Origin of the sequence: Algoriphagus halophilus (genome assembly GCF_041729275.1) — a bacterium.
Lineage (GTDB): Bacteria > Bacteroidota > Bacteroidia > Cytophagales > Cyclobacteriaceae > Algoriphagus > Algoriphagus halophilus_A.
Genome location: NZ_CP146486.1, coordinates 1,731,148 through 1,755,854 on the forward strand (window position 1 = coordinate 1,731,148; position 24,707 = coordinate 1,755,854).

Genomic DNA, 24,707 nt, shown 5'->3' on the forward strand with positions numbered 1-24,707 from the left:
TCCCGTTAAGCTTAGTCTCGGCTTTTTAGCTTCTACTTTACTGATCTATTTAATTGAAATAGACCGGTTTGATCAAGAAATTCAGCTTGTCAATCTCCTTTTGGTATTGATTCTGGGAATCCCCTATTCTTCTGTGTAGACATTTATAGTGAAAAGCATCAATTCTCTCCTATAAAAAGAAAGATCACTTGGACTGTCGTAGTGATTTTGTTAGGTCTTGTCTTTTATTCATTTCCTTCTGAAAACACATTTACCAATACAAGAATCCCCTATATAAGATACCTGGTATATAATCTTACTGCCCATTTATTGGTGGCATTTCTATCGTATTGGAATGAAAAAAGCGATCAGGCTTTTTGGAAATTCAATGAAAATATTTTCCTCCGAGTAATTACTGGTGTCTTTTATTCCTTAGTTATTCAAATAGGTATCTCCCTAGCTCTAGGGGCTGTATCCCTTCTTTTTTCCATCGAAATCGATCCCAAAAATTACTTTTACATTTTTATTGTATCCATTGGGCTTTTTAATACTTGGTACTTTTTAGCAGGAGCACCTACTGATTTTGAAGAAGCAGTTTCCCTGAGCAACTATCCAAAAGGATTAAAGATCTTCACCCAGTTTATACTGATTCCTTTGTTGCTAGTATATATGACCATTCTCTACATCTATGGAGGAAAAATCATCTTCACCTGGGATTGGCCAAAAGGAATCGTCAGTTATATGATCATTGCGATTTCTGTATTGGGGATATTTACCAATCTTCTATTATTCCCTATACAAGACCAGAAAGAAAGCAGCTGGATCAGAACATTCTACAAAGCATTTTATTTTTTGATCATCCCTTTAATCATCATCTTATTCCTTGCCATCGGAATACGAGTGAAGGAATATGGATTGACGGTGAATCGATACATTGTCCTACTGATGGGATTTTGGCTTGTTTTTATTGCCGGGTATTTCATCTTTGGGCCAGGCAAAATCAAAACCATCCCTATTTCTCTGGCAGCCTTTATGATCTTTGGCTCTTTCGGTCCTTGGGGGATGTTTAGTTTGAGTGAGTCCAACCAAATCAAAAGATTAGAGCATATTTTGACCGAATCAGGAATCCTTCAAAATGGAAAAATCCAAAATGAAGTTTTTGGGAAATTTCTGAGAAAGGAACGCTACGACCTATAGTCCAAAAAAACACAAATAGAATGCCTCCACAGGATCAAAATGATGTTAATTCCATCATTCAATACTTGGAAGACTATCATGGATTAAACGCTATTCTACCTTGGTTTGAGCAAGATTTAGCTGCAATTTTTCAAGAAGCTGATGACCCTGAAAAAAGAAATATCTCCTTAAACTATAGCAAATTCATAGTAGAATCCATGGGATTAACTTATGTCAATGAACTCCAAATTCAATTGAACGATAAATTACCTATTCATTTTAGGTGGGAAATTCAATTTCAAGAGGTCAGACCTATTTCTGGATATGATTATCAACTGGCTTTTGATTTGAATTTGGAAACCGATCAGGATAAGACTTGGCTGATCCCCGAGATTGGGAAAGCCAAAATAGGAGTAGACGAAGACCTTTCAACCTTTCATGTAGAAATTGGGAATGTAAAGGGTCAAGTGGATCTAGTCGAATTGAAAAACGAAATTGAAAATTTATATGGGCAAGGTTATGTCCAAAATATAAGTCCGGCAGACATGAGTTTTGAAATCCCAAATGACTCGATGAAGGTTCAAATAGTATTTCAAAGTGTATCAAAGAACTCGGAAACGGAGAAAGCGGTAGACCAGCTTCACGGCATCATACTTTTAGGTAAAAAATAGTTTTTATGAAACTTGAGCACTTGGCAATTTGGGTTGAAGAACTGGAAATGATGAAAGATTTCTATTGTAAATACTTTGGCATGACTGCAGGAGAAAAATACCATAATCCTTCTAAAAACTTCACGTCCTACTTTTTATCCTTTGAATCGGGGGCAAGAATTGAACTGATGCACAAACCAGAAGTAGGTACTCCAGAACAGCGAAATCATTCTTTTGGGTATACCCATATTGCCCTTTCAACAGGAAGTAAACAAAAGGTCCTCAGTTTAACAGAAAAGTTGAGAAATGATGGTTTTGAAATCTTCGGCGAACCCAGAACCACCGGTGATGGCTATTTCGAAAGTATCATTTTAGATCCGGAAGGAAATCATATTGAACTCACTATCTAACACTTAATTATAACAGCTATGAAACGAATACAAATTTTTACTCTCTCATTTTTCATTGCCCTCTTTTTCAGTGGTGTTTCCAATGCTCAAGTGATCGAACCTCCAAAAGGATATTCCCATGACATCGGGAATATGGTCGCCATGTTAGACGACATCAAAGGGAGAATTTATAGGCTCACAAGTTCCATGAATCAGGAGCAGGTAGATTTCCTTTTGGATGATAAAGCCAATAGAATCGGAGCCATGATTTTGCACTTGGCAGCAACCGAAGCGTTCTATCAGGTTTACACATTTGAAAATAGGGAGTTTAATGAATCCGAAGAGGCCAGATGGATGAAAGGCTTAATGCTTGGAGAGGATGCCCGGGAAGAGTATAAAGGAAAACCAATTTCTTATTATTTCGAAATTTGGGATGAAGTTCGGGAACAAACGAAAGCTTTGCTGAAGGAAAAAGATGATAAATGGTTTGCTTCAAAGGCTGCAGGAACTGAAATGAATAATTACTGGGCTTGGTTCCACGTAATGGAGCATCAATCAAACCATATGGGGCAAATTGCCTTGTTAAGGTCTAGACTACCTCAATAAAAAAATTGGGTTTTTCAACACATTTAAAAAGCAGGAGCTCCCAAAGGCCAATCGGGAGCTCTTGCTATTTTTTACTCCTGAGAGCAGTTTTATTTAGGTTGTTTAGGCAAATAGTACTTTTTAACCGTTAACGTTCTTTTACTTATTTTATATAGGATTCCCGAATTGCCCGGAACTCGGAATTTGGCTTCCACTTTGGCCAATAATCTGAGTTGGCCAGATTTCTTCCTACCTCATAAAGTACCTGAACATCATCCACCGCTCCATCTAGATTCCATCTGCTGGGATCGTATTCATCAGAAGGTTTGTGGTAATAATTTTGAACGTACAAATCTTCCAATTCCTTCCCGTATTCCTTTCCTTTTTCTACATGGTCAATACCATTACTGAAATAAAGCGCGGGAACACCGATTTTAGCAAAATTGAAATGATCTGATCTGAAATAATATCCTGCAGATGGAGTGGGATCTGGAGCGGAATACCTTCCAACTTTCTCGAGCTCCACATTCAATAAATCTTCCATCTCGGATTGTCCTATGCCAATCAGAGAAACGTCTTTCATTTTACCATATGGATTGATCCCATCCATATTGATGTTGGCGACTGTATGCTCTTTCGGGAAAATCGGATTTTGGGCATAATATGCAGAGCCCCATAGCCCCTGTTCTTCCGCAGTTACTGCCAGAAACACGACCGTACGATCAGGTTGAGGGTCCGTTTTAAAAGCCTTTGCCAATGCCAATAATGCCGCGGTTCCCGATGCATTATCCAATGCGCCATTGTAAATACTATCACCTGTTTCATCAGGAGCTCCATATCCGAAGTGATCCCAATGGGCAGTATAAATAATCACGTCCTCTGGCCTAGTGGCACCAGTAACTTTAGCTACAACATTTTTAGACACATCATATTTAGCAATTACCTGCATAGAAGTACTTGCTGTTAGATTCATTGGTATTGCCTGAAAATCTGGTTTTCTCGCATCAGCTAAAAGCTTCCTTCCGTCTAATCCTGCCATTTCAAAAAGTTTATTTGCTGTGGTCAAGGTCAACCATCCTTCAAAAGCAGTTTTGTAGGCATCATTTCCCCTTTCGTCCAAATATAACAAGGAAGCATCCCACTTATTTTGGATAACATTAAAGCCGTACCCTGCTGGGATAGTATTGTGAACAATCAAGCAACCTAAAGCTCCCTGCCGGATTGCTTCTTCATATTTGTAGGTCCAGCGACCATAATAGGTCATGGTATTCCCTTTAAAAAAGCTTTCATCCTCAGTCCCAAATCCAGGGTCATTCACAAGGACAACCACAATTTTATCTTTGACATCAATGTTTTTATAATCATCCCAACCATACTCAGGAGCGATGATTCCAAAACCCGCAAATACCATTTCGGCATCTTGAAAACTAACTTCAGGATCCGTCCTCTGCGACCAGAGAACATAATCTTTTAGCCCTTCTAACTGGATGGTCTGGCTAGATGAACTAACCGTCATTTGGTCTGCAGGGAGGGTTTGTATGGAAACCAAAGGAACCTCTTGAAAATAGGAATCTCCATTTCCTGGCTCTAGGCCCATTTCTTTAAATTCTTTTTCCAAATAATTGACAGTAATTCTCTCTCCCTCTGTAAAGGGCATTCTACCCATAAATTCATCGGAAGCAAGCTTGGCTAACTGGGGTTCCAGATCAGAAACTTGAAACTTATAAGTTTCTTGCTCCCTCGTTTGACAACTCCATATGATTCCAAGAAAAAGGAGTAATATAAGTGGCTTTGAATACATGTTCTTTAGGGTTGGATGATTCTAAATTTACCGAATTAGTAAATAAGAAATACCCTTTAGATTGAGATAGTTTTTTACAATTGAATATTCTGATAAATTCGCCCAGAAACCATTTTTATCCATGAACACCCCTATTTCGAGTCAATTAAATCCTTTCTAGAAGAAATTGGCATTCCTTTGAAACAAAAACAATTAGAGGGTGATTGTTTCTTACCTGGGTTAAAAATTGACAAAGGAACTCTTTATTATGATCCGGAAAAATTAAAACATACTGGTGATATCTTACATGAAGCAGGACATATTGCACTGATGACCAAGGAAGAAAAAACTATAATTGTGGGGAGTGTAAGTGAATTTCGAGACCCTGGAAAAGAGGATGAAATAGGAGTTTTATGTTGGACTTTTGCAGCCCTGACTCACTTGGGAATCCCACCCGAAATTGTGTTCCATGCAGATGGATACAAAGGAGATTCCGAAACGTTAATCATGGGGTTCCAAAATGGTCAGTACATTGGATTACCCTTGTTGGTTTGGATGGGACTATGTGATTATGAAGGTTTTCCAACTATGAAAAAATGGCTTCGAGAATGAGGATTATTGGATCAGCAAACGATTCAACCAATCATTAATTTTTAAGTCCAATACCAAGTGAATTCGATCCGATTCCCCTTGGTTTTTGACTTGATGTGGATCAGATAGTCTCAAATACCAGCACTCTCCTTCCTTCATCTTCACGGCAATGTCGTTTACCAAAAACTTAACTTTTTCATTGGTAAATATTGGAATATGAACTCGGATTTCCTGATCATCCAAATCATAATCCTGATGCTTTTTTATCTCAGATCCAGCAGCCAATTTCATCAGTCGAATAGAGCATTTTTCACATTCAAAACCATCTAAAATGGATGCGATATAAGGACAGTGATCCAGATAAGGAGTGGGGATAAATTTAAATTCTCCCGGAACAGCTGATGCCATAAGAATTGGATGAGTTCGCCCTTCTTGAGCAGTCAAAGGGATTACCGACCAGTCACCTTCGTAATTAGAAGTTACAAAATGTCCAATCCATTCTATATGGTTTAGCGCCTTTACCTCTTGTTGTAATTTTTGCACATCAAATTGGAAGGGCAACTTGATTCTATCTTTTTGAAACATTCTTGATTTAGGTTCTTCTATAAAAAATCACTTGTAAATAACATTAGATATGGTCAATTTCCAATTGAATAAACTCTTGATCTCATGATTCGCTATTTATTTTTCTTGATGGTCCTTATCCAAACCTTTCCATCTTTTTCTCAAAACAAATTAAAAATTGGAGTTGCAGGGTTGACGCATGGACATGTAGGTTGGATTTTAGATGCCAACAAAAGAGCTGACATTGAAATTGTGGGAATTGCAGAGCCGAACCAGGAATTGGCGGAGAGACTGACTTCACAATATGGAATTTCCATAGATTTGGTATTTGATGATTTGGAAGAGATGTTGATTACTACCCAACCGGAAGCAGTTACCGCCTTTGGAAATATTTTTGACCATTTATCTGTGGTTGAGGCTTCGGCTCCCAAAGGGATTCACGTGATGGTGGAGAAACCTTTGGCGGTGAATTTAGATCATGCAAAAAGAATGGCTGAATTAGCCCAAAAGCATGGAATCCATCTCCTTACCAATTATGAAACCACCTGGTATCCTTCCGTAGAAAAAGCACAGCAGCTATTGCAAAATGGGAAAGTTGGTGAAATGAGAAAACTAATTGTTAGAGACGGCCATAGAGGACCTAAGAAAATTGGTGTTAACCCAGAATTTTTGGAATGGTTGACCGACCCCAAATTAAATGGAGGAGGAGCGATCATTGACTTTGGTTGTTATGGAGCAAATCTTTCCACTTGGCTTCAAGAGGGGAAAAAGCCAATTTCAGTTACCGCTGTAACTCAGCAATTACAATCTGAAAATAATCCCAAAGTGGATGACGATGCCACCATCATCTTAACCTATGAAGATTCCCAAACCATACTGGAACCCTCTTGGAATTGGCCAATCGGAAGAAAAGACATGGAGATCTACGGACTCACAGGAGCTATTTTTGCAGACAATGGCCGCACATTAAGAATTCGAATGGCAGAAGGCTACGATGGTTTTGATGAAGAAACACTGACTTTTGAATCAAGAAAAGCTCCCTTCGATGATCCTTTTTCTTACCTAATAGCTGTAATTAGAAATGAAATCAAAGTTAAGCCTTATGATTTAAGCTCTTTGGAAAATAATTTGATAGTAGTTGAAATACTGGATGCAGCAAAAAGTTCAAAAACCCACCAAACTATTTTCATTAAATAAATCAGCTGCCTTCAATTTCTTCTCCTGGTTGATACACAGTTTTCTCAATTTTATTTGCAACAGGTTTTATGGATTTTAAATAACGATAGATAGCACGAATATCCACTTCATCCATTCTGGCAAAACTTCCCCATGGCATCGGAGATGTTTCATACACCCTGCACTGCCGAAATCTAGCTACAAAAGTATCTTCGTCCCAATTAGTAATCATCCCTGTTTGTTTTTCAGGAGTTAGATTAGGAGTTACATACCGGGTATTATTTACATTATTTCCACCAAATCTTACTCCTCAGGAAAGGGGACCAAATCTATACTTCTTTTCCCTATATTCAACGGTTGCCATAGAGTGGCATCCCACACAATTCGCGACATTATTCACTAAATAATTTCCATAATCTATTGTTGCTTCTCGTTTGATAGAAGGCAGGGTAGTCCCATGGATAATTCTGGGACGAATTTTTCCAGTACTTATTTTCCATTTACCGCTCCAATTGTAAACAGGTTTTGGTATTGGGTTTTTTACAGGGTTTTGAGATCTTAAAAAAGAAATTACTGCAATAACATCTTCATCGGTCATCAATTTGAAAGGCATAAAATTTGGTAAAATCCTACCATCATGTCCTACAGCCTCTCGCATGGCCCTAGCAATCTCGCCATCCGTAAAACCTCCTATACCCGTTTCCACATCCGGTGTAAGGTTATATGAGACCACCATTCCATAGTTCAAATTAAATACTTCCCCTCCACGTAAAGGAACCAATTCCCCTGCTTCCATCGATTCATAATCATCTATGTTGATGTGGCAAGAAGCACAATGCGCTGGCCCATAAACCAAATATTTACCACGTTCAATTACTGATAAATCCAAACTATGGGTTATTTCAGGATAGGGAAAATCATACGTTCTTTCCCATCTTGATTCTACAAAAACAAACAGTGAAACTATTCCAAGTATCACAATTCCTGATAATGTAATGATCCATTTTTTCATGAGGCTTTGGGTTTAAAAGGTTATTGAAATCATTGTGGCAAGACTTCTCCTTTCACCTCATTTCCTTAAGGATCTAAAAAGAAAAATTTAACTGGTCAATTAAAAAAAGGTTGGTCTACTTTGTAAAAATCAGCTTCGGAGTTATTTATTAGAACCTGCAGCTTGAAGCATGTACTCCGTCTTTTCAATTTTATTGGATACAGGATCTAAGGACATTAAATACCGATACAGGGCTCTTAAATCCACCTCATCCATTCTAGAAAAACTTCCCCAAGGCATTGGAGAATGTTCGTATATTCTTCCTGTTTTGAACCTTTGCACAAAAGTATCCTCGGTCCAATTAGCAATGTATCCTGTTTCGGGGTCAGGCGTAAGATTTGGTGTGATGAAGCTCTCTCCTGGAGCCTCTTCAAACAAAAGTCCTCCACTGAATTTAGGACCAATAAATTCCCCACTCATCAAGTCCCTAGGAGAATGACAGCCCACACAGTTGGCAACTGAATTCGCCAAATACTTCCCATATACTTCAGATGCTTCTACTTTCACTCTTTTTGGAGGAGTACCATCAGGACCTTCAGGCTTAATTAAACCTAAGGCTAAAATAGCTTTACCCATAAAATTATATTCAGTAGGCGGGATAGGGTTTTTGACGGGTTGCTGAGATCTTAAATAAGAAATCACGGCATTTACATCCTCATCTGACATATTTTGAAACGGCATTAATGGAAAAATTGGCCTACCATCATGCCCAATGGAATACCTCATCACCCTCGCCACCTCTTGATCTGTCAAATTTCCTATTCCGGTTGCTTTATCGGGAGTCAAGTTCCTAGATCTCAATATCCCTGGTCCAAATACAAACTCTGCTCCTCCTATGAGCTCTAAGTCCATACCCATTTCCACTTGAGCAGATCTTTCTGTTGTGTTATGGCAACCCGCACAATGGGCAGGCCCAAAAACCAAATATTTTCCTCTAGCAATCATGGCAGAATCAGCGCTTGCCAAGACTTCGGGATAGGGAGCTTCATATTTTTTATCCCAGGTCAGATACACAAAACTTACAAAAGCTAAAATTACCAGACCCAAAATCCCGATCACCCATCCTAAAAACTTAACTAATTTTTTCATAGGAGTATTAAATTGATGGTTATTACTTTTTATTACACTTTGCTCTGAAAAGGCCGAAAACCTAAAAACCCTTGCTGCCTAATCGAGAAAAAAAATCCTAAATTGAAAAACATTTTTGATTATTTGAAATTCATTTTTCAACCTTTTATAAGGTAAATATAATTTTTAGATAAAACATTGTACTATTTTTAGTTATTCGAAAAAAAAATTCTAGGTCAAGAAAAAAGCGGCCCCATTTATGGAAACCGCTTATAAATTTTACTTGGAAAAAAATTCTAAATAGAGACCGGCATTCCCGTATCTGCGGATTTTAGAATAGCTTGAACTATCCTAATATCCCTAAGTCCCTCTTCTCCAGGTACTAATACAGGTGTATCATCCATAATGGATTGAGCATCATGATCCATTTGTAAAACTTGTTGATTTGGAACTCTATATGGAAAATCTATTTCTCCTAATGGACTTTTCCCCTTGTTTCCACTATAACCTGAAAAAGGCTCCATTTCTATTGACCCATTTTCACATTGAATTGTTAAAAAATTGGTCTGCTCATAAAATGAGGTTTTTATTCGTGCTTTTACTTGGTTAGGAAACTCCAATTCTGCTTCCACAATTTCGCCTAAACCGTTTTTATAAATCTCAGGTCTTTCGGTCCAAACTTTTGCTGACGTGACTGCTATAGGCTCCATCCCAGTTCCCAAGCGGGCACCTTGAATTGAATACACACCCATATCATAAATCACGCCGCCTCCCATTTCCCGTTTTTGTTTCCAATGGTTGGTTCTATCTTCTCTATAACCTGCGGCACAGTTCACACTCATTACTTTCCCAAGCTGCTTCTCTTCTACAATCTTTTGAAAAGCCATAGTATTTGGCTCATGCTGACATCGATATCCAATAGAAAGTTTGACCTTGTTTTCATTGCAAGCATCAATCATCGCTTGACATTCATCTGCAGTAACCGCCATCGGTTTTTCACACCAAACATGCTTACCCGCTTTGGCAGCTCGAATCACATATTCTTTATGCATAGAAGGGGTAAAACCACATATACCACATCGATATCAGGATTATCAGCTATGGAATCAAAATTCTCATAGTTATAAACATTGGATGTAGGAATATTATATTTTCCTCTCCAAACGGGAATTTTGGAGGGAGTACCTGTGACGATTCCCGCCAAGCGGCAATTCTTTGTCTTTTGTAATGCAGGAGCCAATAAATCTGTACTATAATATCCAAGACCAACAAGTGCTACTCCAAGCGGTCCTGCTTTTGAGCTTCCCGCGAATAATGATTTTGGAGAAACTAAACTAGCTCCAGTAACAATTGACAAACCTTTGATTGCATCTCTTCTCGAAATTATGTTCATAAAAATAGATTGGGTTGGAGGTAAAATTTTGTTTTTCATTAAGTTAAGAGAAAAACTTACTCCACAAAAATTTCGAGAATTGAATTATTCAAAGAAAAGAGATTGGAAATCAATCCAATCTCAACTTTTTAAATATCCCATTTAACTGTAATGAGACCATATCTTGGTTGAACTAAATAGGAATAGGTACTGATTAAGTTATCCGTAAAGCTATCTCTTCGAATCGATCTGGTATCCAAAATATTCCAAACCGTCAATCTAATTTCCAATGGGCTGGTTTTACCTTGATAGCTGAGGAAAGCATTCCAAAAATCGAATTCACTTTTCGTTCCAGCTCCTTTATTGGTATACGTATTCAGGGCATAATCAGTGTTCAATTTCAAACCTTTCCATATATCCCAATCCAATTCAATTTTCGGAGTATGGGTATTAAATGTGTTTTGGGTACTTTGTCCTTTGTATTGATTAGTAGAGAAGGTATAACTTAAATCCACTTCTACTTTTTGAAGAATGTCGTGGTAGCTTTTGCTTCATAGGTTTGGGAAAACTGTTTATTTTGATTGACCACATCGTTGATTAAATTATTTGTTGTAAATGCATTCCATCTTCCCCCTCCGCTAATTTTGAAGGTATTGAATTTCTTATCCAGATTAATATTCCCATTCATGGTTTCATTTACTGGCTCAATATTTAATACGGTAAGGAACCTATTAATTCCTCTAAAATCAGTGGTCGTTACCATATCATTCCTTTTTCTCTGCCAGTTTAAAGATCCATAAACAGTCATTGAAGAGAAAAAATCATAATGGCTATAATTCAAGGTATGATTGGAATAAAATCCATTTTCAAGCAATCTATTTCCTGTAAAAATTGAATTGTAGTCCTGAATGATATATCCTTCCGCCAATTGTTGCACATCCATAAAATTGGCTGTTGCCTGATACCTATAGGTCAAAGATTTATTGGACTTGATTGCCCATTTTGCATACATTCCAGGTAAGAATAATATCTTATCTTTCTCCATCAGGTCCTCAAACTGTTTGTCTTGCCAAGCATATCGATGAGTAAACAAAGATGGACTAAGAATAAAATCCTTCCATTTGGTTTTATAGGTTAAGCCTAAGTAAAGATCCTGAATCCCAAATCGATTATCATTTTCAAATTCTGGGTAATTATCACTAGAAGCGACTTGACTTAAGCTGGAAATCATATCCTGTCTGGTATCTGAATACCCCAGGCTCAAATTCACATGATTTGTAGCATTTAAAATTTGGTAATAATTAAATGCCCCTTCCAACGTCCTGGAATGTACTTCTTGCTGTTGCAAAAAGCGATATTGTTCCTGATCCATGATTGGAAGTAGGTTTACAAATGGTTTTTGATTGGTAGTCAAATCATATAAAGGATCTTGGTATTTCTTTTCCCAGTTTACCTCCATAGAAAAGACACGTTTTTCGGAAGGAGCATGGTACCACTCACCTTTCTGTTGGATACTGTAAGGTTTTCGGGTTTGGATATTGTCAAGTTGTTGCCTGAAGGTCCCAAAATCCGAATCCATGATATTTCTATTTTGGATATCTGAGGTTTTCCCAAAAACCGAATATTTCACATAGGTTTCTTCTCGAGGAGTATAGGTTGCGGAATACTTCATTAATCCGGAGGAATTTTCCACAGTACTTGCAGACGTCAAAATCTCCTGATTATTTTCATCGTCGCGTAAATAGGTTCTCTGAGAGTTGCTACCCAATTTATTTTCCGAGCTTGAACCTATGATAAATCCGGAATGTCTCCATTTAGAGCTAGGGTGAAAGTTGAAATTAAATGCTCCTAATGCTGTCTCTAAAGAGGCTGCATTATTTCGTTGGGCCATAGGAATCCCCATATCTTCTCCGCTCAAGGAAATTGAAGACCCTGTTCTTCTTCCAAGACCTTCCAGTCCACCGCTAAATCGAAAATAATCCTGAAGGGTAAATGGTAACTCTCCTACATTATTGGCATCTGCGATTAAATTCAAGTTTAATTTCGGTGAGTAATAAAAAGCGTTGGCATGTCCCAAGTACCTTTCTTTTGGACCTCCTCCTGCTGTCAAATCTCCAAACACCATCCGTTTCTTTCCATCTTTCAACTGGATATTTAAAGCAAGCGATTCGTCTGTGTCCAAGCCTCTCACAGGAGCCACTTCATTAAAATTCTTCAAGACCTGAACACGATCTACAGCATTGGCGGGAAGGTTTTTGGTGGCCAATTTTGTATCCCCATCAAAAAAATTTTCCCATCTACCATGACTTTATCTACTTTCTTTCCTTGAACTTTCACCCCTCCATCCTCATCAATCTCAAAACCGGGAAGCTTTTCCAATACATCTTTTAATTTTCGTTCAGTCCCAGTGGTAAAGGCGTCTGTCTTATAAGTCAATGTATCTCCCTGCATGGTTACAGGGAGTTCAGTTACGACTTCCACTTGATCCAGCATAGTTTCATCAGTCGATAAAATCACTTGGATAGGCTCGTCTGGAGACCAATCTGAAATGGTACGCTCAAACTTTTTATACCCTACAAATGAAATTCTGAGTAAGTACTCAGCACCTGGAGTTAAAGCCAGTTTAAATCGTCCATCCCCGTTGGTGATAGCAAATGCCCCGATCTTTTGAGTAGTCTGATTGACAGCTACCACATTTGCATAGCTAATCGGCTGATTTAATGTATCCAGCACCTGCCCAATGAGATTTTTGTTTGGGAGTAAGAAGGAAAAGAAAGGAAAGTCAAAAGGAGAAATCCTGCAAAAACCCTAAAAATCAATTTCATGTTGGTTTAGTTTTCTTGAAATAAATGGTTTTTAATTACCGATTTTTATGGTCATTTGATGTTCTCCTCCTGGCTTTCCTTGGTATTTTTTCATCATATCTTGCATCTTCTCATCTGCAAGGGCTCTATATTCATCAGCTGTCATTTCTTTTCCTTTTTTAGGAACAATGAGCTCAAACTTCTCTTCCGGGTTTAACACAATCTTCTCACAGATCATAGTAGAACCATTGTTTTGTAACTCGAGGATTAGGCCAGGAAGTCCCCAAAATTCAGAAGGTCCATGACTGACAGGAATTTGATCGGTATACCATGCAACGACTTGGACAGTATCCTTGAATTCTTCCATTTCTTCCATGCCAGTGGAGAATCTTTTGCTGTCCACAATTTTTGTATAGGTCGCTTTTTGACAGGTATAATTACCAATGGTCTTGGTTTCTCCTGTAAGTTCCCATTCAAAAACTTTCAGGTCATCTTTGACCAAAAATTCTTTACCCATCAAATCCTTCTCTTCCAGGTATTTCTGTTCAGCCAGGTTTTTATACAAGACTAAATCACTTCCACCGGTGTTAATCACGATTGTAGCACCTCCTGAGGAAGCAGTAGCAGGCCCGGCACCTAAGCTTTCTGCTTGTTTCCAATTAGATTCTCCTTGGTTGAACGTAAGCACATATTCCTTTTCGAGTTGTTTTTTCAACTGTCTTTGAATATCTGCCATAGCCTCAGGAGCCATTTTAGTGCTATCCATTGAAAATTTGATAGTTGAAGAGGATTTGTAGTGGGCAATCCCAGTCAATCCTTGAGCCTTAGTAGTGCTTACTAGGCCCATAAAAACAATAAATCCGAGGAGTAAAATTTTGGTTTTCATATGTATTTTCTTTGATGCAAACCAATAAAAACAGCCCAAATAACTAAGTTAAGCAGTGTTAACGTGTGTTAACATTCGGTTTTTCAATTGATTAGCTCCTAATTTAGCATTGTGAAAAAGCTACAATTCAAGCGGATAGGTATTTTAATAGGATTCACTTTGTTGGTCTCCATCGGAGTACAGATCTATAGAAATATCTCTCAATTCAAACAAATAGAAACTCAACTGACCAAGGATATCCAGGTGAGTTTAGACAATGCATTAGAAGCATATTTTGCGGATTTGGCAAAAACAGATGTAGTTACATTTACCGATGGAAAACCACTTCAGCTCGATTTTACAGTTTCTGATTCCGTAAAAGCAGATAGTCTAAACGATAGTTTTTTCATCGTGTAGGAAAAAGTAAAATGTTTTTCAAATCCTTGGAAACGTTAGAAGCTATTGATTCCAATGCGGCTACCTGGTCATTTTCTGATTCCTCTGAACCCCTCCAATTATATAATAATTTAACGTTTGACTCGGCTACCAATATGGCAGTAGATGAGCAACATCAGATCAATATTTTTCGAGGATTAGAATCTGCAGATAGTATTCATAGGCTTAAGGCATTGACTAATACCATCATCATTTCTATTACCAGAGATTCTCTGGATTTCGGAAAAATCAACGAGCTATTCCAAGCTGATTTAGATAGAAAGGGAATCAGCATCAATTATGGCTTGCTTCAATTTGCCAAGGACACCATTTCCGGTTCCTATAATTATCCAGCCCTGCTGGACATGCCTTTCAAAACCGTTACCAAGTCCACCTTTTTGCCAAGGGGCCAATACTTGGAATTGTATTTCGAGAATACAGCTCTCAATATTCTAAAACGAGGAGTATTCGAACTTCTTACCTCTCTCTTGTGTTTTTAGGAATTATTTCTTACGCTTTTTATTACCTCTACCATACTATCAAAACCAAAAGAAGTGGCAGAAATCAAACAGGACTTGATTTCGAATATTACCCATGAATTCAAAACCCCAATCGCCACTACTTTATCTGCCATTGAAGGAATAGAACAATTTAATCCTACCAACGACCCAGAAAAGAACAAACGCTATCTGGGTATTTCAAAGATGCAATTACACAAATTGAACATGATGGTAGAAAAATTATTAGAAACAGCTACTCTGGATTCTGAGCAATTGATTTTGAGAATGGAGGAAATAGATCCCGAACCCATTCTTCGTTCTCTGCTTCAGAAATACCAAACCTTGGCCCCTGAGAAGGAGGTAGAACTCCAGCTACCAGCACAAATCAAACCTATTTTAGTGGACACCTTTCATTTTGAGAATGTCTTATCTAATCTTCTGGACAATGCGATCAAATACGGAGGAGATCATATTAAAATTAGTTTGGAACAAAGCAACCAAACGAAAATTAAAATCTGGGACAGCGGCGGAAAAATAGCCCCAGGTCAAGAAGAAAGGATTTTTGAGCAATTTTATCGAATTCCTCAAGGCAATGTGCATGATGTAAAGGGCTTTGGAATTGGTCTCTATTATGTCAAAAAGATCATCGAAAAACATGGAGGAGTCATCGAACTGGACACCGCCCCAAAAAGCACATCATTTACAACCATTTGGCCATGAACACCAAGACAAAAGTACTATTAGCTGAAGACGAAATCTCTCTAGGCATGATCATTCAGGAAAGTCTGGAAAGCAGAGACTTTGAAGTGGTTCTTTGTTCCAATGGAGAAATTGCATGGGAAAAGTACAAAACCACCAAACCTGAAATTCTGGTTCTGGATGTGATGATGCCCAAGAAGGATGGTTTTACACTTGCTGAGGAAATTCGAAAAATTGATCCATTCACACCCATCATTTTTCTGACCTCTAAAGGTCAAACAGAAGATGTGGTCAAAGGATTTGGACAAGGAGGTAATGACTACATCCGAAAGCCCTTCAGCATGGAGGAATTGATCGTAAGAATCAAGGCTCAATTGAGTCGAAAAAAATTAAAAACCCAACAAAGTGACTGGTTGGAATTAGGAAAATTTGAATTCCACCCTACCAGACAATTATTGAAATTAGGAACCACAGAATCTCCGCTTACCGCTAGGGAATCCCAACTACTCCAAATCCTGCTGGAAAACTGCAATGACATTACAGATAGGAGTTTAATTTTGAATCAAATTTGGGGAGCTGATGACTTTTTCAATGCTAGAAGCATGGATGTTTTTATCACAAAGCTTCGCAAAAAACTTCAAGATGATCCCGAAATTCAAATTCTAAATATCCGAGGGTATGGCTATAAGTTAGTTTGCTAAGTGCGCTAAACTCTATTTTTCCACTGGCAATCTAGCTCCAGTTTCTACTAACCAGTGTTCTAGCTTGTTTTGCAATTCCTCTGCAATGGCTTTGCGGGTAGAGATAACATTTACTTTTTCCTCCATGTCATAGTTCAAATTATAAAGCTCTCCTTCGCTTCCATCAAAATAATGGATCAATTTATAATCCCCAGATCTAACGATGGCATAAGGAACTATATCATTCAATCGATAATGCGGAAAATGCCAAAACAAATCACGCTCTAGTTTTGTCTGAGGGTTGGTCAAAGTTTCTTTTAGGGAAATCCCTTCTAAACCTTCCTGATTCGGATTATCACCTATAAAATCCAATATAGTAGGAATCCAATCCATGGTAATAATTGGATTTTCATTAATAACCCCCTCTGGCAAGGTACCGGGCCAACTTACAATGGTAGGAATTCTTATTCCACCTTCGTAAGGATAACCTTTCTGCGATTTTAATGGGAAATTATTGGTAATGGGGTTCTCATAATTTCCGATCAATCCACCATTATCAGAGGTGAAAATCACTAAAGTCTGCTCCCTTAAACCTAATCTTTCTAGCTCCTGAATTACTTTTCCTACATTCTGATCGACACTTTCTACTAGCGCAGCATAGGTAGGATTTCGCTGGTTGCCCGGATCTTTTTGCTTGTATTTTTCTACCAATTCCGGTTTACCCATAATTGGGGTATGAACCGCATAAGGGGCCCAGTGAATGAAGAATTTTTCATCTTTCTTCGCATTCATAAATGAAACCACCTCATCCCCTTCTCTATCAGTCAAAAACTCACCTTTTTTCCTAGGTCTCAACGTAGTGATTTCGTAAAACTCCCTTGGTTTTTCTGGTAGATAAGGATCGAAATAACTAGGGGGTTGTCCCAAATCATTCCCTCCTACATTGACATCAAAACCTTGGTCCTCTGGATAAAACCCTTCTTCTCCCAAATGCCATTTGCCAACATGCATCGTAGCATATCCCTTTGACTTCATTCTTTCAGCAATGGTCACTTCTTCCAAAGGCAAAAACCTTGAATTTTAGGGGTTTTCAAAGGTCGGTCTTCAAAGACTTCATAATCGCCAGGTTTACCTGATGTGGTTACTCCTTGAAATTTAGCTCGAATCCAATCCGTGATTCCTAATCTGGCTGGGTATTTACCAGTGAGCATAGCAGCTCTTGTCGGTGAACAAATTGCTGCTGCAGCATAAGAATTTGTGAATAATATACCTTCAGAAGCAAGAGTACTGATATGGGGGGTTTCATAAAAATCACTGCCCAGGGGCTCAATATCCGCCCAACCCAAATCATCCACATGAATGATCAAAACATTGAAATCTTTTTCATCTTGTGCTAAAGAAGAAAAGGCATGAAAAATTAAAAGAGTGGCAATCAGTACTATTTTATTCATCAGGATAGATTTTACCTAAAAGTAAAAATTCCGGAAGAAAACCCGGAATTCATGATTATTCTTTTCAAAGTAAACTTCAAAATATTTGACAATCCTCGTTAGTACTTCAAACTTTTTAAATAGGCTATACTTTTTGGAAGATTCTCAAGCTCATGATCACTTTCGTCTTCTATAAACATGTGTTTGATTCCAATCTTATTGGATTCTCTCAAAATCCCCGGAATATCCAATTCACCTGTCCCTAGTGGAACATCATTTTCCGGACCTGTCAACCCAGTCATATCTTTTGGAGCACCTTTTCGGAAATCCTTCAGGTGTAAGGATACCCATCTGTCTCCATACTTCTTCAATAAAGCCACAGGATCTCCACCTCCAAAGTGCGTCCACATAACATCCATTTGAAGAGAAACATATTCCGGGTCCGTATTTTCAATTATGTAATCCAATAACGTCCCATTTCCATAGGGTTGGAATTCATACCCGTGAACATGGTATTTGAAAATGATTCCATTTTCTTTTAAGACTTTTCCTCCTTCATTAAAGGCCTTAATAGCCCGATCAGCATTGGCTTTTGTGAAATCTCCTTTATGAGGGATCCAGGCACACATGACATAGTTGGCGCCTAAAGCTTTCACCCGGTCTGCTACCGCCTGAGGGTCTTCCTCTAATTGTTCAAAACCAGTACCTGTGGAAGGAATACTTATCCCCCTTTCTGCGCATAGTTTTTTGAATTCCTCTGGGGTAAGCCCAGCCGTACCTCCTTCGTATTCTGTAAATCCCATTTCTTGAATAATATCCAAAGTATGCTCTACTCCTTTCGGGAATTCATTTCTAAAGGTATATGCCGCAATACCCAAAGGAGCTTTATACAAAGGATCTCCTTTTTCTGGGCAAAGGAATCCAAAGAAATCGCCATGCCAAGGAAGACAAGGATCAGTAGGACAGGTTTATATTTCATAAATCAATCTAAGTTCTTTCCAATTAAAGGTTTTGTTTATTCAATTCTTCTACTGCATGGTTGGCAGCTCTCGCAGTTAATGCCATAAAAGTTAAAGTAGGGTTTTGGGTACTGGTACTGGTCATACAAGCGCCATCAGTTACAAATACATTCTTACAATGATGCAGCTGATTCCACTCATTGAGTAATGATCCTTTGGGATCTTTACCCATTCTTACTCCTCCCATTTCATGAATATCCGAACCAGGATCTGAATGAGAATCTTCTACTTTGATATTTTTGAACCCAGCCCGCTCGTACATTTCAGTTTGTTGGGCGACAAAATCCGCGGTCATTTTATCGTCATTCTCCTTCCATTCTACTGAAAGAATAATCTGTGGAATGCCGTATTTATCTACTTTATCAGGGCTTAATCTCATATGATTATCCTCAACCGGGACTGTTTCTCCTTGCATCCAAGCTGCCATCCCCCATACATCATTGTATTTTTGGTTGAGTAGATTATCTCTTAACTGATCTCCAATCATTCCTGTATCTGCACTCATTCCTCTTCCTCCAGACATGCCAATGGAATACCCTCTCAGGAAATCCGTGTCCTGCTTAAAGACATTTCGAAACCTTGGAACATAGGCATGACCAGGGTTTCTTCCCAAATTAGCCTTATCCAGAAAACCTTCAAATGTTGCATACCCTTTTCCTCTGTAATTATGGCAAGCCAAATACTTACCTAGTAGGCCATTTTCATTTCCTATGCCATGAGAGAAAGTAGATGATTTTGAATTCAATAGAATTGCATTGGAGGCAATAGTAGAGGCATTTACAAAAATGATTTTTGCATAATACTCTATTGCTTCTTTAGTGTGCCTATCGATGATTCTTACCCCTGAAGCTTTTCCTTTCGCATCATCATATATAATTGACTCGACTACAGCATCAGGCCTCACGGTCAGATTCCCGGTTTTTCTGCCCAGGGTAAAGTAGAGGCATTGGCCGAAAAATATCCTCCATATACACATCCTCTATTACACATAGCTTGATGCTGGCATTTATTTCTTCCCTGCTGCTTATGAATTTCCTGGGGATCTGTTAGGTGGGCGCATCTCCCTTGGATCAGATGTCTATCCCCATAGTTTGCCTGAAGTTGTTCTTTGTAATACTTCTCAATACAACTCAATTCAAACCCCGGCATCACTACTGAATCAGGTAGCTCGGGCAATCCATCTCTACTACCGGCTATTCCAGCAAATTTTTCCACATAATCATACCATGGATTCAAGTCTTTGGCTCTAATAGGCCAATCAATGGCAAAACCATCTCTTGCGGGTCCCTCAAAATCATAATCAGACCATCTTTGGGTAGCCCTTGCCCACAGCAACGATTTTCCACCCACATGGTATCCCCGAAACCACCGAAATGGTTTTTCTTGAATGATGGGTTGCTCATCATCCGCTAATGCCCAATGGGCAGTCTCCTCCCTCAACCATCTTCCTCCACCAATTCCCGATCTTTTTTCCAAAGGTAGCTCCCCGAAATTCAAATTCCCAAGGAGCTTTTGAAGCAGTGGGATAATCTTCTATATGTTTCACCATCCTACCTCTCTCGAGCACCAAGGTCTTCAAGCCTTTCTCAGTCAATTCTTTCGCTGCCCAACCTCCACTGGCCCCCGAGCCAATCACAATGGCATCATATGTTCTTTTTTCTTTTGAATCTTGTAGCATACGTTTTAGGGATTAAGCTTTTGATTTTACTTCAGCACAGCCATTGTAGAAGCCTGGAGCAACTTGATATCCTTGGTAATCAACCATGACTTCTTTTACAGTGGTGAAACCTGTAATTGTCTGGCTCTTCATGAGCTTAAAAAATTCTTTTTGCTTTTCATCTTCAGAATTGGCCATTTGCATCAATGAAGCTTCCCGCTCTGTTTTTGGAAGATTATAAAAATCATCACCAAACTCTAGGTTAGCTTGTTGATTCAATTGATCAAGTCCATTTTTTATATCCGCTTGATCATCCTGATCATAGCAATGTTCAAATAGCTTTTTTAAATACGAATCAGTACCAGTACTTAAAGCACCAATAGGTTTTGCATCAGGATTAGGAAGTTGAGGAGGAAGTCCTTCAGGAATAATCGTATCAGCGATACTACTGATTAGTTTTTCTTCTTGGTAAGAAAAGAAGCCTTGATGGGTTAATTGATCTGTAATTTGCCATTTCCAATTGACTAAAGCCAAACCAGCAATTCCAACAACAGAGCCACCAAGGATTTTGAGTGATTTTCTGCGATCCATACAATAAGGGTAGATTGGGTTTTGAATTTTGAATATACCGAATTCATTGATATTCAGAAGAGAAATCCTTTTTATGGTTTAAGCTTTAGATCAATGGTCTTCCTAAAGGTTTCCCATCCCCACTTCTCTTATTTAATCCAGGAATACTTGAAAAATCTTTTTTTCAATTTATCTTAAATCCTTGGTTTTCAAACAAACCTAATTATGAATAACCTATTTCGATTTTATTCAGCAATAATCCTTGTAATCAATTTTGCCTCTTGCAATAAATCCACCAATACTACAGGTTCTTCGGAGGAGCCCCAAGCAGAAGCCAAATCTTCCAAATACCTTTCCCAACCCTTGATCACTGATCATTTCACCGCTGATCCATCGGGACACGTTTTTGAAGGGAAAATTTACATCTATCCTTCTCATGACATTGAATCAGATGTACCTCAAGATGATTTAGGCTCCCATTTTAACATGATGGATTATCATGTTTATTCCATGGACTCTCCCACATCCTCTGTGGTAGACGAAGGAAAGGTATTGGGTGTAGAAGATATTCCTTGGGCAAAAAGACAACTTTGGGCACCAGATGCTGCTGAAAAGGACGGGAAGTATTATTTATATTTCCCGGCAAAAGATGAGCAGGATATCTTCAAAATCGGAGTAGCAGTAGCCAACTCTCCAACTGGTCCATTCACTGCTCAGCCCGAACCAATCAAAGGGAGTTACAGTATAGATCCATCCGTTTTTGAGGACACTGATGGTGCCTACTACATGTATTTTGGAGGAATTTGGGGTGGCCAATTGCAAAAATACAGAGATAACAAATTTGATGACAAGGGTCCAGCTCCCACGGACGGAATCCCCGCTGCTGAAGAACCTGCTCTGGGACCAATCATTGCTAAAATGAGCGAGGATTTATTGGAATTTGCTGAGACTCCCAAAGAAATTCAGATTTTGGATCAAGACGGGGAACCGATTTTGAGTAGTGATCATGAAAAGAGGTTCTTTGAAGCCGCTTGGGTTCACAAATACAATGGCAAGTATTATTTATCCTATTCTACAGGTGATACCCACTTCATCGCTTATGCCACATCAGACAATCCTTATGGGCCTTTTACGTATCAAGGCATCGTGCTAAACCCTGTGGAAGGATGGACCAATCATCATTCTATCGTAGAAGTTAATGGGGAATGGTATCTGTTCTATCACGACACCCAATTGTCTGGGGAAACCCACTTGAGAAATATCAAAATGACTCCTTTGACACATTTGCCTGATGGGTCTATCCAGACTATCGATCCGAATAATTAAAGGAGTACCCCAAAGAAATGTAAGACCTAAGCTGTTTATCTTGAGTATTGCTTGATAAACCTACCGTTATCGGACCAATAAAGGATTGGTAAGTCAAATCAACCCCATACCCAAAATATTGGTCATCATTAAAAATATTATTAACATATTCTTTTTCCTTGTAAGAATAGGAGGAGCTAAACCCTAATACATTCACGCCTGTTCTAAGATAGATCTTTTTAAAAGGGACTACTTGAAAATCCATGCCCGCTTTTAAAAAATTAGGACTTTGTACTTCAGCATAATTTAACCCCCAAAACTTAATATCATTGAATCGAATCGTTTGATATCCACCAACAAAAAAGTCTTGGTGAATTTTTCCAGATGAACTGGTTAATACAACTCCAGAAGCTATTTCGGGTCTAAACTGAAATTTCGGACCTATAGGCAGAAACTTTGAGTATTTAAAGAATAAAGAAAGATATGGGTCTGGATTGAAAATATCAGTCAATAGGTTCAGTTGATCTTTGGAGATTGGAACCTGTCCATTTTCAGTATCAATAAATAGCGTATCTACTCCAGGCCTCAAATTAAAACTCAATCGATTATTAAAATGAAATTTACTTTCTACAATACTTTCTGCTCCCCTTGTGGGGTAATTTCTGTTATTTTGTGAGTTTCGGAAATATCGAAATCTAACCGCCAAAGAGCTTTGCTTGGCATTTTTTAATCCATCAGAAACCCCGACATTAAAACGAAATCTCGACTTGGTCTCCTCATATATTCCTCCAATAGCAAATGATTGTTTCAGCGAACCGGTAGTCATTACTTGGGCCACCAATTTATTATTCCTTGCGATGATTACATCCAGTTCATTTCCCTCTTCATAATCAGGTAATTGTTGCCTAAGGAGGTTCAAACGGACATTAAAAGCCAAGTTATTTTCTCTTGAAAAATATTTATAATAATCTACCCTAGCTTTCGGGTTTTCAGATACATCCAGCAAAAACACTGTTCTGTTATAAAGACCTATTAAATCCCTTGCGGTATAATTAAAGAGAATTCCTGCCGAAAACTGATTATCATAATGAACAGCAGTACTAATCAAGGAAGATGGCTTCTCTTTTAATCTAACTTTCAGATTGTAACTATTCTCACTTACTTGAATCAAGGTATAATCAACCTTGTAAAAGCCATTGATACCATATACTCGTTCTATGGCATCTTCTATTTCATCCCTGTTTACTTTCGAGCCTTTTCTGATGTTTAACTTTAATTGAAGGAGGTTATCAGAAAACAAATTATTTCCCACAAACTCGATGTCGTTGACCAAAATCGGAGCAGGTTCAAAGCCCAGACTAGACATCACATCCTTTCTTCCCAAGCTATCAGCCAATTGCTTGAAATCATCAAAATAAAGTTGTCCCGCCTGATCTCCCAATTCTAAAATCTCTTTATAATTACCGAAGCTACCTGTGGAATATTCTCCTAAATCAGGTTTGATATAAATATCACATTCTTCAATCGCTCCCTTTGTTTTTGCAAGTGATCTTGCCATCGCTACCTGCATCAAAATACCCCCAAAGCCTCCAAGCTCATCTGCTTTTAAAAAATCTTCATCAGATACGTTTACTCCTATGATGATATCTGCCCCCATATCCTGAGCAATATCCACAGGAAAATTATTGACTACTCCTCCATCGACCACTTGTGTTGAATCTAAGGAAAATGAGGTAAAGGCAGTAGGAATAGCAATACTGGATCTAAGTGCATCGTGAAGATATCCTTTGTCAAAAATAATAGGCTCTCCAGTGGAGATGTCGGTAGCTATACATCTAAATGGAATAGGGAATTCGTCAAAATTTTTGTATTCATTGGCGGGCCAGGTGTAATAATGGAGAACTTCTGATAATTTTTGTCCCTCAATCAATCCAGAAGGAATAGATATTTTTCCTTCTTTTAAAGGAAGCTCCAACAGGTATCGATTGTAATACTCCTTTTCCTCAAAAGAGATAGAGTTGAATTCTACTCTATTGGAAATCAACAAATCCCAGTCGATGCTGAGAATAATTTTTTCTAACTCATCTGCACTATACCCTAAAGCATACAAGCCGCCTATGACAGACCCCATACTTGTTCCAACCACATAATCGGGCCGTATCCCCGCTTTTTCTAAATATCGAATGACTCCAACATGAGCCATTCCTTTGGCTCCTCCACCACTCAAAACCAGACCAATTTTAGGTCTGGTTTCGTCAGTGGGAATTTGTTGAAAGGCAAAAGATTTAAATACAGAGACATGAATAAAAAGGATCGAAAAAAACAGTAGACCAATTCTTTGCTTATTCATATCTATATCTAT

At 38.4% G+C, this 24,707-nt stretch carries 25 protein-coding genes and 2 pseudogenes; 11 read left to right on the forward strand and 16 right to left on the reverse strand.

Annotated elements, in window-relative coordinates; all coding sequences use genetic code 11:
• Positions 1-201 precede the first annotated feature (201 nt).
• Genes V8V91_RS09295 through V8V91_RS09310 form a run of 4 tightly spaced genes read left to right on the forward strand, consistent with a single transcriptional unit; the run spans position 202 to position 2,800 of the window.
• On the forward strand, positions 202-1,176 hold the full coding sequence (locus V8V91_RS09295; RefSeq protein WP_373399815.1) for a DUF4153 domain-containing protein: 975 nt from the start codon (positions 202-204) through the stop codon (positions 1,174-1,176).
• 20 nt (positions 1,177-1,196) lie between these two features.
• Positions 1,197-1,826 (forward strand): hypothetical protein, encoded by a 630-nt coding sequence (locus tag V8V91_RS09300; protein ID WP_373399816.1) that lies wholly within the window; start codon positions 1,197-1,199, stop codon positions 1,824-1,826.
• A gap of 5 nt (positions 1,827-1,831) precedes the next feature.
• Complete coding sequence (locus V8V91_RS09305; protein ID WP_373399817.1) at positions 1,832-2,215, forward strand: VOC family protein; 384 nt, start codon at positions 1,832-1,834, stop codon at positions 2,213-2,215.
• Between the two features lie 18 nt (positions 2,216-2,233).
• The gene (locus V8V91_RS09310) at positions 2,234-2,800 is read left to right on the forward strand and encodes a DinB family protein (protein WP_373399818.1); all 567 of its coding nucleotides are present in this window, start codon (positions 2,234-2,236) and stop codon (positions 2,798-2,800) included.
• 142 nt (positions 2,801-2,942) lie between these two features.
• On the opposite strand, the gene V8V91_RS09315 is transcribed toward V8V91_RS09310, so the two are convergent.
• Positions 2,943-4,580 (reverse strand): M28 family metallopeptidase, encoded by a 1,638-nt coding sequence (locus V8V91_RS09315; protein WP_373399819.1) that lies wholly within the window; start codon positions 4,578-4,580, stop codon positions 2,943-2,945.
• Positions 4,581-4,757: 177 nt separating this feature from the next.
• Here V8V91_RS09315 and V8V91_RS09320 point away from each other — a divergent pair, with 177 nt between their 5' ends.
• Positions 4,758-5,171, forward strand: a complete 414-nt coding sequence (locus V8V91_RS09320; protein WP_373399820.1) for a hypothetical protein — start codon at positions 4,758-4,760, stop codon at positions 5,169-5,171.
• A 3-nt stretch (positions 5,172-5,174) separates the two neighbouring features.
• Here V8V91_RS09320 and V8V91_RS09325 read toward each other — a convergent pair whose 3' ends face one another.
• Entirely contained in the window at positions 5,175-5,735 is a 561-nt protein-coding gene (locus V8V91_RS09325; RefSeq protein ID WP_373399821.1) for an aspartyl/asparaginyl beta-hydroxylase domain-containing protein, read from the reverse strand.
• An 84-nt stretch (positions 5,736-5,819) separates the two neighbouring features.
• On the opposite strand from V8V91_RS09325, the gene V8V91_RS09330 reads away from it, so the two are divergent.
• A complete protein-coding gene (locus tag V8V91_RS09330) occupies positions 5,820-6,911 on the forward strand; it encodes a Gfo/Idh/MocA family protein (RefSeq protein ID WP_373399822.1) in 1,092 nt (363 codons plus the stop codon).
• Position 6,912: 1 nt separating this feature from the next.
• Here the strand turns inward: V8V91_RS09330 and V8V91_RS09335 are convergent, their stop codons facing one another.
• The 8 genes and pseudogenes from V8V91_RS09335 to V8V91_RS09370 all read right to left on the reverse strand — a co-directional run bounded on the left by V8V91_RS09335 (position 6,913) and on the right by V8V91_RS09370 (position 14,071).
• Positions 6,913-7,122, reverse strand: coding sequence for a hypothetical protein (locus V8V91_RS09335; protein WP_373399823.1), 210 nt, complete (start codon positions 7,120-7,122; stop codon positions 6,913-6,915).
• 78 nt (positions 7,123-7,200) lie between these two features.
• Positions 7,201-7,902, reverse strand: a complete 702-nt coding sequence (locus V8V91_RS09340; RefSeq protein ID WP_373399824.1) for a hypothetical protein — start codon at positions 7,900-7,902, stop codon at positions 7,201-7,203.
• 141 nt (positions 7,903-8,043) lie between these two features.
• A complete protein-coding gene (locus V8V91_RS09345; protein ID WP_373399825.1) occupies positions 8,044-9,030 on the reverse strand; it encodes a cytochrome c in 987 nt (328 codons plus the stop codon).
• A gap of 275 nt (positions 9,031-9,305) precedes the next feature.
• Positions 9,306-10,402, reverse strand: a pseudogene (locus V8V91_RS09350) (Gfo/Idh/MocA family protein).
• Positions 10,403-10,530: 128 nt separating this feature from the next.
• Positions 10,531-10,896, reverse strand: coding sequence for a hypothetical protein (locus V8V91_RS09355; protein ID WP_373399826.1), 366 nt, complete (start codon positions 10,894-10,896; stop codon positions 10,531-10,533).
• Positions 10,897-10,898: 2 nt separating this feature from the next.
• The gene (locus tag V8V91_RS09360) at positions 10,899-12,647 is read right to left on the reverse strand and encodes a hypothetical protein (RefSeq protein WP_373399827.1); all 1,749 of its coding nucleotides are present in this window, start codon (positions 12,645-12,647) and stop codon (positions 10,899-10,901) included.
• Entirely contained in the window at positions 12,614-13,114 is a 501-nt protein-coding gene (locus tag V8V91_RS09365) for a carboxypeptidase-like regulatory domain-containing protein (protein ID WP_373399828.1), read from the reverse strand. The genes V8V91_RS09360 and V8V91_RS09365 overlap by 34 nt, the downstream gene beginning before the upstream one ends.
• Positions 13,115-13,237: 123 nt before the next feature.
• The gene (locus V8V91_RS09370) at positions 13,238-14,071 is read right to left on the reverse strand and encodes a GLPGLI family protein (RefSeq protein ID WP_373399829.1); all 834 of its coding nucleotides are present in this window, start codon (positions 14,069-14,071) and stop codon (positions 13,238-13,240) included.
• A 111-nt stretch (positions 14,072-14,182) separates the two neighbouring features.
• Here V8V91_RS09370 and V8V91_RS09375 point away from each other — a divergent pair, with 111 nt between their 5' ends.
• From V8V91_RS09375 to V8V91_RS09390, 4 genes are read left to right on the forward strand one after another with little or no spacing between them, the layout of a single operon-like run.
• Positions 14,183-14,467, forward strand: a complete 285-nt coding sequence (locus V8V91_RS09375; protein WP_373399830.1) for a hypothetical protein — start codon at positions 14,183-14,185, stop codon at positions 14,465-14,467.
• Between the two features lie 11 nt (positions 14,468-14,478).
• The gene (locus tag V8V91_RS09380) at positions 14,479-14,985 is read left to right on the forward strand and encodes a hypothetical protein (RefSeq protein ID WP_373399831.1); all 507 of its coding nucleotides are present in this window, start codon (positions 14,479-14,481) and stop codon (positions 14,983-14,985) included.
• Positions 14,986-15,039: 54 nt separating this feature from the next.
• The gene (locus V8V91_RS09385) at positions 15,040-15,705 is read left to right on the forward strand and encodes a sensor histidine kinase (RefSeq protein WP_373399832.1); all 666 of its coding nucleotides are present in this window, start codon (positions 15,040-15,042) and stop codon (positions 15,703-15,705) included.
• Positions 15,702-16,385, forward strand: coding sequence for a response regulator transcription factor (locus tag V8V91_RS09390; RefSeq protein ID WP_373399833.1), 684 nt, complete (start codon positions 15,702-15,704; stop codon positions 16,383-16,385). Before V8V91_RS09385 ends, V8V91_RS09390 begins: the two co-directional genes overlap by 4 nt.
• Positions 16,386-16,397: 12 nt before the next feature.
• On the opposite strand, the gene V8V91_RS09395 is transcribed toward V8V91_RS09390, so the two are convergent.
• The 5 genes and pseudogenes from V8V91_RS09395 to V8V91_RS09415 form a co-directional block, all read right to left on the reverse strand.
• Positions 16,398-17,432, reverse strand: coding sequence for a sulfatase (locus V8V91_RS09395; RefSeq protein WP_373399834.1), 1,035 nt, complete (start codon positions 17,430-17,432; stop codon positions 16,398-16,400).
• Positions 17,414-17,815, reverse strand: coding sequence for a sulfatase-like hydrolase/transferase (locus V8V91_RS09400; RefSeq protein WP_373399835.1), 402 nt, complete (start codon positions 17,813-17,815; stop codon positions 17,414-17,416). The genes V8V91_RS09395 and V8V91_RS09400 overlap by 19 nt, the downstream gene beginning before the upstream one ends.
• Positions 17,816-17,913: 98 nt before the next feature.
• Positions 17,914-18,687 carry a sugar phosphate isomerase/epimerase family protein gene (locus V8V91_RS09405; protein WP_373399836.1) on the reverse strand — a complete coding sequence of 258 codons (774 nt, stop codon included), beginning with the start codon at positions 18,685-18,687 and terminating at the stop codon, positions 17,914-17,916.
• A 109-nt stretch (positions 18,688-18,796) separates the two neighbouring features.
• Positions 18,797-20,491: pseudogene (locus tag V8V91_RS09410) on the reverse strand (GMC oxidoreductase).
• A gap of 12 nt (positions 20,492-20,503) precedes the next feature.
• The gene (locus tag V8V91_RS09415; RefSeq protein WP_373399837.1) at positions 20,504-21,061 is read right to left on the reverse strand and encodes a gluconate 2-dehydrogenase subunit 3 family protein; all 558 of its coding nucleotides are present in this window, start codon (positions 21,059-21,061) and stop codon (positions 20,504-20,506) included.
• A 204-nt stretch (positions 21,062-21,265) separates the two neighbouring features.
• On the opposite strand from V8V91_RS09415, the gene V8V91_RS09420 reads away from it, so the two are divergent.
• Positions 21,266-22,366, forward strand: a complete 1,101-nt coding sequence (locus tag V8V91_RS09420; protein WP_373399838.1) for a glycoside hydrolase family 43 protein — start codon at positions 21,266-21,268, stop codon at positions 22,364-22,366.
• Here V8V91_RS09420 and V8V91_RS09425 read toward each other — a convergent pair.
• Positions 22,347-24,695, reverse strand: a complete 2,349-nt coding sequence (locus V8V91_RS09425) for a patatin-like phospholipase family protein (protein ID WP_373399839.1) — start codon at positions 24,693-24,695, stop codon at positions 22,347-22,349. The genes V8V91_RS09420 and V8V91_RS09425 overlap by 20 nt on opposite strands.
• Between the last annotated feature and the right edge of the window lie 12 nt (positions 24,696-24,707).

Excerpts from the sequence above, each read along its gene's own strand:
- V8V91_RS09400 (WP_373399835.1), bottom strand. The coding sequence starts at position 17,815 with ATGAATAAAATAGTACTGATTGCCACTCTTTTAATTTTTCATGCCTTT.
- V8V91_RS09425 (WP_373399839.1), bottom strand. The coding sequence starts at position 24,695 with ATGAATAAGCAAAGAATTGGTCTACTGTTTTTTTCGATCCTTTTTATT.
- V8V91_RS09390 (WP_373399833.1), top strand. The coding sequence starts at position 15,702 with ATGAACACCAAGACAAAAGTACTATTAGCTGAAGACGAAATCTCTCTA.
- V8V91_RS09325 (WP_373399821.1), bottom strand. The coding sequence starts at position 5,735 with ATGTTTCAAAAAGATAGAATCAAGTTGCCCTTCCAATTTGATGTGCAA.
- V8V91_RS09420 (WP_373399838.1), top strand. The coding sequence starts at position 21,266 with ATGAATAACCTATTTCGATTTTATTCAGCAATAATCCTTGTAATCAAT.
- V8V91_RS09335 (WP_373399823.1), bottom strand. The coding sequence starts at position 7,122 with ATGATTACTAATTGGGACGAAGATACTTTTGTAGCTAGATTTCGGCAG.
- V8V91_RS09315 (WP_373399819.1), bottom strand. The coding sequence starts at position 4,580 with ATGTATTCAAAGCCACTTATATTACTCCTTTTTCTTGGAATCATATGG.
- V8V91_RS09370 (WP_373399829.1), bottom strand. The coding sequence starts at position 14,071 with ATGAAAACCAAAATTTTACTCCTCGGATTTATTGTTTTTATGGGCCTA.
- V8V91_RS09300 (WP_373399816.1), top strand. The coding sequence starts at position 1,197 with ATGCCTCCACAGGATCAAAATGATGTTAATTCCATCATTCAATACTTG.
- V8V91_RS09330 (WP_373399822.1), top strand. The coding sequence starts at position 5,820 with ATGATTCGCTATTTATTTTTCTTGATGGTCCTTATCCAAACCTTTCCA.
- V8V91_RS09345 (WP_373399825.1), bottom strand. The coding sequence starts at position 9,030 with ATGAAAAAATTAGTTAAGTTTTTAGGATGGGTGATCGGGATTTTGGGT.
- V8V91_RS09310 (WP_373399818.1), top strand. The coding sequence starts at position 2,234 with ATGAAACGAATACAAATTTTTACTCTCTCATTTTTCATTGCCCTCTTT.
- V8V91_RS09415 (WP_373399837.1), bottom strand. The coding sequence starts at position 21,061 with ATGGATCGCAGAAAATCACTCAAAATCCTTGGTGGCTCTGTTGTTGGA.
- V8V91_RS09340 (WP_373399824.1), bottom strand. The coding sequence starts at position 7,902 with ATGAAAAAATGGATCATTACATTATCAGGAATTGTGATACTTGGAATA.
- V8V91_RS09305 (WP_373399817.1), top strand. The coding sequence starts at position 1,832 with ATGAAACTTGAGCACTTGGCAATTTGGGTTGAAGAACTGGAAATGATG.
- V8V91_RS09380 (WP_373399831.1), top strand. The coding sequence starts at position 14,479 with ATGTTTTTCAAATCCTTGGAAACGTTAGAAGCTATTGATTCCAATGCG.